The 7,431-nt window shown below is 68.5% G+C and carries 9 protein-coding genes and 1 pseudogene; 8 read left to right on the top strand and 2 right to left on the bottom strand.

The annotated features are described in order from the left end of the window. Positions 1-596, top strand: a 596-nt coding sequence (locus IQ279_RS27245) for an IS256 family transposase (RefSeq protein WP_206351997.1), incomplete at its 5' end; no start/stop codon positions are given. A 277-nt stretch (positions 597-873) separates the two neighbouring features. Here the strand turns inward: IQ279_RS27245 and IQ279_RS27240 are convergent. Together IQ279_RS27240 and IQ279_RS27235 are read right to left on the bottom strand one after the other, a co-directional pair. After that, positions 874-1,287, bottom strand: coding sequence for an NUDIX hydrolase (locus IQ279_RS27240; protein ID WP_206351996.1), 414 nt, complete (start codon positions 1,285-1,287; stop codon positions 874-876). After that, positions 1,284-1,942 (bottom strand): annotated as a pseudogene (locus tag IQ279_RS27235) (NUDIX hydrolase). Before IQ279_RS27235 ends, IQ279_RS27240 begins: the two are co-directional and overlap by 4 nt. A 408-nt stretch (positions 1,943-2,350) precedes the next feature. Here IQ279_RS27235 and IQ279_RS27230 point away from each other — a divergent pair. From IQ279_RS27230 to IQ279_RS27200, 7 genes are all read left to right on the top strand, one after another. Then, the gene (locus IQ279_RS27230) at positions 2,351-2,860 is read left to right on the top strand and encodes a nucleoside-diphosphate kinase (RefSeq protein WP_206351995.1); all 510 of its coding nucleotides are present in this window, start codon (positions 2,351-2,353) and stop codon (positions 2,858-2,860) included. An 80-nt stretch (positions 2,861-2,940) separates the two neighbouring features. Beyond that, positions 2,941-3,240, top strand: a complete 300-nt coding sequence (locus IQ279_RS27225; RefSeq protein ID WP_206351994.1) for a hypothetical protein — start codon at positions 2,941-2,943, stop codon at positions 3,238-3,240. Between the two features lie 161 nt (positions 3,241-3,401). Continuing rightward, positions 3,402-3,986 (top strand): CYTH domain-containing protein, encoded by a 585-nt coding sequence (locus tag IQ279_RS27220; RefSeq protein ID WP_206351993.1) that lies wholly within the window; start codon positions 3,402-3,404, stop codon positions 3,984-3,986. A gap of 39 nt (positions 3,987-4,025) precedes the next feature. After that, positions 4,026-4,790, top strand: a complete 765-nt coding sequence (locus tag IQ279_RS27215) for a hypothetical protein (RefSeq protein WP_206351992.1) — start codon at positions 4,026-4,028, stop codon at positions 4,788-4,790. 2 nt (positions 4,791-4,792) lie between these two features. After that, positions 4,793-6,187 carry a hypothetical protein gene (locus tag IQ279_RS27210; RefSeq protein ID WP_206351991.1) on the top strand — a complete coding sequence of 465 codons (1,395 nt, stop codon included), beginning with the start codon at positions 4,793-4,795 and terminating at the stop codon, positions 6,185-6,187. A 63-nt stretch (positions 6,188-6,250) separates the two neighbouring features. Further along, entirely contained in the window at positions 6,251-6,988 is a 738-nt protein-coding gene (locus tag IQ279_RS27205; protein WP_206351990.1) for a class I SAM-dependent methyltransferase, read from the top strand. A gap of 120 nt (positions 6,989-7,108) precedes the next feature. Beyond that, positions 7,109-7,431: ATP-binding protein (locus IQ279_RS27200; protein ID WP_206351989.1), on the top strand; the 323-nt coding region annotated here is incomplete at its 3' end.

The following is a 7,431-nucleotide window of genomic DNA, read 5'->3' as shown; positions in this document are numbered from 1 at the left end:
AGCACTGGATGCACATCCTCACCGAGATCAAGAACCGCGGCGTGAACGACGTCCTCATGCTGGTCTGCGACGGGCTGAGGGGCCTGCCCGACGCGGTCGAGACCGTCTGGCCTCGCACAGTGGTGCAGACCTGCGTGGTCCATCTGCTGCGCAACAGTTTCCGCTACGCCACCCGCCAGGACTGGGACAAAATCGCCAAGCTCCTCAAGCCCGTCTACACGGCGCCGACCGAGGAAGCCGCACTGGAGCGGTTCGCCGAGTTCGCCGAGACGTGGGGCCGGAAGTATCCGGCGATCGTGCGGCTGTGGGAGAACGCCTGGGAAGAGTTCACCCCGTTCCTGCGGTTCGATGCCGAGATCCGCCGCATCGTCTGCACCACCAACGCGATCGAGTCCGTCAACGCCAGGATCCGGCGGGCGGTCAAGGCCCGCGGACACTTTCCCAACGAGACCGCCGCACTCAAGTGCGTCTACATGGCGATCATGTCGCTGGACCCCACCGGCCGGGGTCAGACCCGCTGGACCAGCCGTTGGAAGACCGCGCTGAACGCCTTCGACATCACCTTCGACGGCCGCCTCTCCGCAGCCCGCCAGTAACCTCAACCACCCCGGTTACACCGAACGTTTGACAGACCCAACCCAAGCTGTATGAATGCGATGGGCTACGTATGCACCTGCTCATGCCGAGCACGCAACCACGGCGGTGGCGGATGGATGAGCGGATGGCGAGTCGCAGACGAGACCACCCTGGTGATCGACGGGCGTTCGTGGAGCTGGACCCTCTTGGAGAAGATCCCCTCAGGGACTGCTCGCCTGTGACCCACTCCACGACAGGGTGACGCCACGCTCTCTTGAGTGCGGCCCGAGGTCACATTCAGGAAAGCAGAGCCGCGTCAAGGTACTCCTGCACCGGCTCGAACAGTCCGTATGGCACGTACTGCGGGATCTCGTCATGGGCGACCCAGGCGAGTTCGGCCAGTTCCTCGGTGTCCGCGACGTGGGCGGTGCCGCCCACCACCTCGCAGGCTGTGTACGACATCAGCCGGCCCGTCTTCGGGTGGACCCGCTCGCCGAGCAGTTTCACGGCGGCTACGTCCAGGCCAGTCTCCTCCTGGGTCTCCCGCACAGCGGCGTCCTCGCGAGACTCACCGGGCTCGACCTCTCCGGCCGGGAACTGCCAGGAGAGCTGTCCCTCGCTGACCCGGCGGCGCACCATGAGCACGCGTCCCTCGTGCACCACGATGGCGGCGGCGATGCCCGGCCGCTCGTCCGTGTTCTGCTGCGTCACGTCTGCTCCTCCAGGACGGCCAGGATGGACGGGAAGATCGTATCGACGGGGATGAAGCGGGTCACCGAGTTTCTGGGGACCCACATGACGTCGATGTTCTCGGCCGCGTCGCTGTTGGTGGCCTCGCCCGCCAGGTACTCGCAGAGGAAGTACTCGCACAGCACGCCGGTCACGGGGTGCACTCGGTTGCCGAGATGCCGACGGACAGCGCAGTGGACGCCTGTCTCGTCCAGCGTTTCCCTCACGGTGATGTCTCGGCCCGAGCGCCGGGCTTGATGACCCCGGCCGGGAACTGCCACGTGATCCCGGCCGCGTCGTCATCCCTTCGGCACACCAGCAGGACGTCACTGTCACGGATGACCACGGCGATGGCCACGCGGAGTGCCTGCGCGCCGGCGGGTGTCGACTCGGCTGATGTTCGGCCCTTCGCCAACAGGAGCGCGAAGCGTTGCCGTGCCGCGGCGGAAGCCTGCTCATGAGCGGTGTCGAGGAGCTGCTGCATCTCCCCGCGGGGCACGACGTTCTCGTCGGCGTGCCAGGCGGCCACGGTCCGCACGCCGATGCCCAGTCTCGCGGCGAACTGCTCGTTGCTGAGACGTAGGGCGGACTGCAGCAGGCAGGCGTATTGGCCGGTCCACCGTTCGATCACGTCCACGAAGCCGTTCCCTCCTCGCCGCTATCGGTGCAGGAACCCGGGCGCTGAAAGTGCACTCCCACTGCACTGGTGCTTCATGGTCGCGCAGGGGGAGCCCCGGAAGAATCGCTGTCACCAGGGACGAGGAATCGCCCGGCAGCGGCTGAGTCCCTGGGAGGCGTGTACGAGGCGCGGACGCGCCGGATGACCACGAGGAGATTCTAGGTGCGTATCCCGGACGGGTAGCAGATACAGGGAAGTTGGCTGAATCGGGTCTCTGAGATTGGCGAGTGGGCGGCACCGCCTGGGCCGTTCACCCGTCCGGGGCCTTGTCCGCACATCCGAACCGCCCTGTCGGCGCCGGTAACCTCAGCGGGTGACGGTTGACCGACCGTCATGTTCGGTTGGCAGCAAGGCGAAAGGGAGCCAATGGCCGAGGTTCAGGCACACACTGTCGAGCGCACGCTCGTCCTGCTCAAGCCTGATGCGCTGGCGCGTGGCCTGGCAGGGAGGATCATCACGCGGTTCGAGGACGCCGCGCTGAAGATCGTCGGCACCAAGATGAAGTGGATGGACGAGGAGTTCACCCGCCGGCACTACTTCGACCTGGAGGAACGGCTGGGTTCGGAGGTCTACAACGTCACGGCGACGTTCATGCAGCAGGGGCCGGTCATCGCCCTGGTGCTGGAGGGCTTCGACGCCATCGCCACCGTCCGCAAGATCGTCGGCAGTACGTACCCGAACCAGGCTCCGGCCGGCACGGTGCGGGGCGACTTCTCGCACTACAGCGCGGCGGCCAGCACCGCCTCGGGCAAGGCGGTGGCGAACCTCGTGCACGCCTCCGGCAACGCCGAGGAGGCCAAGCAGGAGGTGGAGCTGTGGTTCGAGAAGGGCGAGCTGCAGGACTACAAGACGCTGGCCGAGATCTACACGTACTAGCAGCGGGTCGCGGCGTCACCGCGGGGGCGCCGGGGCGTTGATCACCACTGGGGCACGACCGTCTGATCCGAGAGGGCACCATGACCAACCCGACCCGCCTGGCCTCCACCGACGAACTGGAGTCGATCTTCCAGCGTGAGCTGGCGACCGACCGGTGGGCGGCCACCGAGACCGCGTACGCCCTGGCAGTGCGCCACCGCGACCTGGGCGACTGGCCCGCGTCGCGTGAGTGGGCCCAGCAGTGCCTGCGTCTGCTGGAGGGATTCCCCAGCGAGACGGAGGAGCAGGTCGCCACCGGCCGCACGTCGGTGGGCGGCGTCCAGCTGCCGACCTACCTGCACCCGGGTGTCGTCCAGGAGCGCTTCGGCGCCCTCGGCTGACACCCACAGAACCACCTGGGTGATGCGGCCGGCGCCCGCATCGGCCGCATCACCCCGCGTTCGACCACTACCAGTCCCATAGCGATCGCCCGACCGGACAGGCCCCGCACGGCAGGGTCCGGCTGGCTTCGTCATGCCTGAAACGAGGAGGCAGCAGCCCCGTGGCCGTCGAGATCGAGATGCGCGCCCGCTTCACCAAGGAGGTCCACGACCGGCTCGTCACCCGCCTGAAGGCGGACGGGGAGGACCTGGGCCCCGACGACAAGCACATCTACTTCTACGTGCTCCCCGACCAGCTCCTGAAGGTCACCGACAACACCACCGCCGGCACGGCCAAGATCACCCTCAAGGGAAGCAGGATCGGGCAGGGCGCGGCCTTCGCGGAGACCGAGTTCCCCATCGCACCCGCCGACGTCCCGGCCGCGGTGAAGGTGTTCAGCGCCCTCGGCTTCGAGACGGCGATGCACGAGGCGTTCAACTTCCGTCACAACTTCCGCTTCGACGGCGTCGAGATCGCGGTCAAGTGGAGTGAGGCGTGGGGCTACCACGCCGAGTTCGAGGTCCTCCTGGAGGACGGCGCCCCGGACGCCGCCCGCGCCGAGGCGGAGGCCAAGATCACGGATGTCGCCACGGAGCTCGGGCTGACCCTGATGACGGAGCAGGAGCTGGCCGACTTCACTGCCGCCTTCGAGGCCGCCGAGAAGGAGCGCAAGGAGCGCGAGCAGCAGGCCGCGCCGATCCGGTAGGGAACATCACCGCGGAGACCACCAAGGGGGTGGGCACGAATGAGCACGACCCCGTTGACCGCAAGTCTGATCGACCTGGCTGCCCGAGGGCAGCTCCCGCTCCACCAACACATGGACCACGCCACCGTCGAGTGGATCAGCTCCCACAGGCCCGACCTCCCGCCGGCGCCGCGGCCGGCCTTGCGCCCGCAGTCAAAAGAGTTGCTCACGCGCGGCGGGCTGCCCACCCGTTGGTGGGCCGATCCCCGCCTGTACACGTCGCTCCACGGCGTCCGGCACGCTATGAGGACGGCGGCGCTCGCCGCCGTCCTCGCCGAGGCGAACGGGCTGGACGACGCCGACGCCGCCACAGCCGTCGTCGCCGCCGCCGTACACGACTGCCAGCGGCGCCACGACAAGGACGACCGGGGGCATGGCGACCGAGCCGCCGTCTGGCTCGCCGCGAATGCCGACACCGTCTGGGACCACTTCGGCTTCGCCGCCACTCCACGGCGGATCGTGCAGGCAGCCACCGCCGTCCGCCTGCACGACGTCCCGTACGGGGCATTCACCGCCGACGATCGCGCCGACCACGCCCGGGTCGAGCGCATCACCGACGTGGTCAAGGCCGCCGACGCCCTGGACCGCTACCGCCTGCCGAAACTGAAGTGGTGGCCGAACGCCGCGTACGTCCGCGAGCCCGCCTTCGACCAGTTGCGCGGCCTCGCCTTCGACCTGGTCCTGGTCTCGGAGCGGGCCTACCTCGCCGGGGCCGGCGGCACCGCGGCCGTGCGCTACGCGCTCGCCGAGAAGGGCTTGGTCTGACCATGGACTTCCTTGACGCCTACCACCTGTGGGCCGACACCCACGCGTTCTTCGACTCCACCCTCATTCCCAGCCCCACCGACCACACCGACCCGCTCGCCACCCAGGCCGCGGACTGGGACAGACGGCTCGCGGAGGAGACCTCGAACGGCCACCTGCTGCGGCAGAACGCCCTCTTCGAGGCCCTGAGCGGCAGCGGCAAGCTGCATCTGCTGCACGTCACCCACGCCTTGGAGGAGATCAGCAGGCAGGGAGTCCTCTACCCGTCGGGTGGCTGCCTCGTCGGAAGCATCTACTGCGCGCCGCTCACCGCGACCGACCAGGGCTTCCGTATGCACAACCTGGGCGCCTACGTCCTGACCAAGGAAGCACCGGCCTTCCTGGCCGAACTCGGCGTCACCGACCGCGTCCCCACCCCGCTGATCTTCGAGATCGACACCCCGTCGCAGGCGTACCGCGGGCTCGCCGGGGTGGACTACCTGCGGCTGGGCCTCATCCACCTGCGGATCTACAGCCACCTCGAATACCTGCTGAGCAAGAACGAACGGCACCAACTGCGCGAGACCGTCGCCGGCCGCGTCAAGAACTCGGCCGCGTTCCTCGCCACCGCTGCCGCCGTCGCCTACCAGGGCACCCGCGTCGACGCCGAGCCGTTCCTGAAGCTGCTCGACGAGACGATCCCCCGCCTGCCGATCCTCGGCTACCTGTACTTCGAAGCGGTCGCCGAGTACCTGATGCTCCACTCGACCTCCCACCACACCCGGCGCCTGGCCGAACTCGGCGAGCTGAACAACTGGCTGTACAAGGAGATGCTGTTCGCCTCATTCCCCGCCATGGCCGGCAAGTTCGACCTCGCGAGGTTCCGTCCCCGTCCGAAGCAGCTGGCCACGCTCATCCACCAGGTCGATCCGACCATCGACACCGGCCACGCGAGCGCGTACCTGGTCGAGCGGATCAGCTACCTCGTCGCCGCCCGCCTCTTCGCGCCCGGCGAGGCCCCCGAAGCCTGGCACCACACGCGCTGGGAGTTCGACTCCCTGGCCACCCAGCTCGGACCGCTCCTCGGTCACCTCATCCACCGGGAGCTGCGCACCTTCGGCCGCTACCCCGATTTCTACTTCTACTTCGACCAGCACAAGGCGCTGCAAGCCTGGAACTACTGGAACCACATGGACATCGTCGCCCCGTTCAACGGCACGATGCCCAAGGGCGAGGTCGGCATCAACCCGGCCTACCCCAACCTCGACTACCGCGTCTGGCGCGCCGAGCAGGACGATGCTGGCCACCTCCACCCGGCCGAAGAGCTCTCGCTGACCATCGCCCCGCGGCTGGTGGACATCAAGTACACCCTCATGCGCAACAACCAGTGGACCACCTCCGCGCCCAGCGTCGCCTGATTACCACCGCCGCGATCCGCGGCCCACCCCACCCCGAGCCACCTCACACGCAGGAGATCCGTGATGAGTCCCTCCGGCATGCCCTCCATCGACCTCCTCGGCGAGCAGATCGACGCCGTCCTCGCCGATCCCGCCACCACCCACGGCCTCGCCCGCACCCTCCGGGCCGCGGCCAGGGAGATCGAACTCCACCGCCACCACCACGCCAGCCGGCGCGCCTGGCCCAACGGCCGCATCGACGACAAGCCCACCAAGGTCCAGATCGGCGGCGGAGCGCACCACATCGACGGCTTCTTCAACATCGACCTCGTCCCGCCGGCCGACCTCCTCTGGGACATCCGCGAGGGCATCCCCCTCCAGGACGGCACCACCGAAGAGATCTTCTCCGAGCACTTCCTGGAGCACATCGACTACCCGCGTTCGGCCAAGCACTACGTCCGCGAGGCGCACCGGGTCCTCGTGCCGGGCGGCCGAATCATCACCGGGGTGCCCGACGCCGCCTTCACCCTGAACCAGTACCCGGGTCCCCTGGAATCCCCCGACGAGACGATCGCGCGCTGGTACGCCAAGCGCGACTGCCGGGGCGACATCAACACGCGGCTCGACCTCGTCAACCTAGTCTTCCGCGACCAGGACGACGATCCCACCTACACCCCGCACCTGTGGGCCTACGACCACGAGAAGCTCGTCCAGCTCTTCACCGAGGCCGGCTTCACCACCGTCGAACCCTGGACGTTCGACCCCACCATGGCCAACCCGAAGCGCCGCTGGGGCAGCGTCTACGTCGTCGCCACGAAGTAGCCCTTCAAACAGCCCGCGAGTCCGGGGCGCCCCGTCCCTGGCCGCCCCGGATTCGCGGGCCTCCGCCGACGCCACGGCGCCCTGCACCCGCCCGGCCACGCCGCCGAGGGAGCCACCCGCATGAACCAGGTCCCACCGTCCATCAGCGAACTCACCCTCGCCGCCACTCCCAACGCCGTCGCCTGGGCCCGCCGTCACACCGTCGACATCCTCCAGCGCTGGCACTTTCCCACCGAGGGCATCGAGGTCGCCCGGCTCCTCGTCTCGGAGCTGGCCACCAACGCAATCCAGTACGCCCAATCCACGGAGACGTCTGAAAGGGCCGCCGCCGGATCCACTGGTGTCGGCACGATCGCCCTCAAACTCTGGCCCACCGACGGCGGCATCATCCTCGCGGTCAGCGACCCCGACCCGCAACCGCCGGCGCCTCGCGCCCATGACGC

Origin of the sequence: Streptomyces verrucosisporus (assembly GCF_017114865.1) — a bacterium.
Taxonomy (GTDB): Bacteria; Actinomycetota; Actinomycetes; order Streptomycetales; family Streptomycetaceae; genus Streptomyces; species Streptomyces fenghuangensis.
The sequence above is the reverse complement of the archived record's forward strand: the minus strand, read 5'-3'. Positions and strand labels throughout refer to the sequence as shown.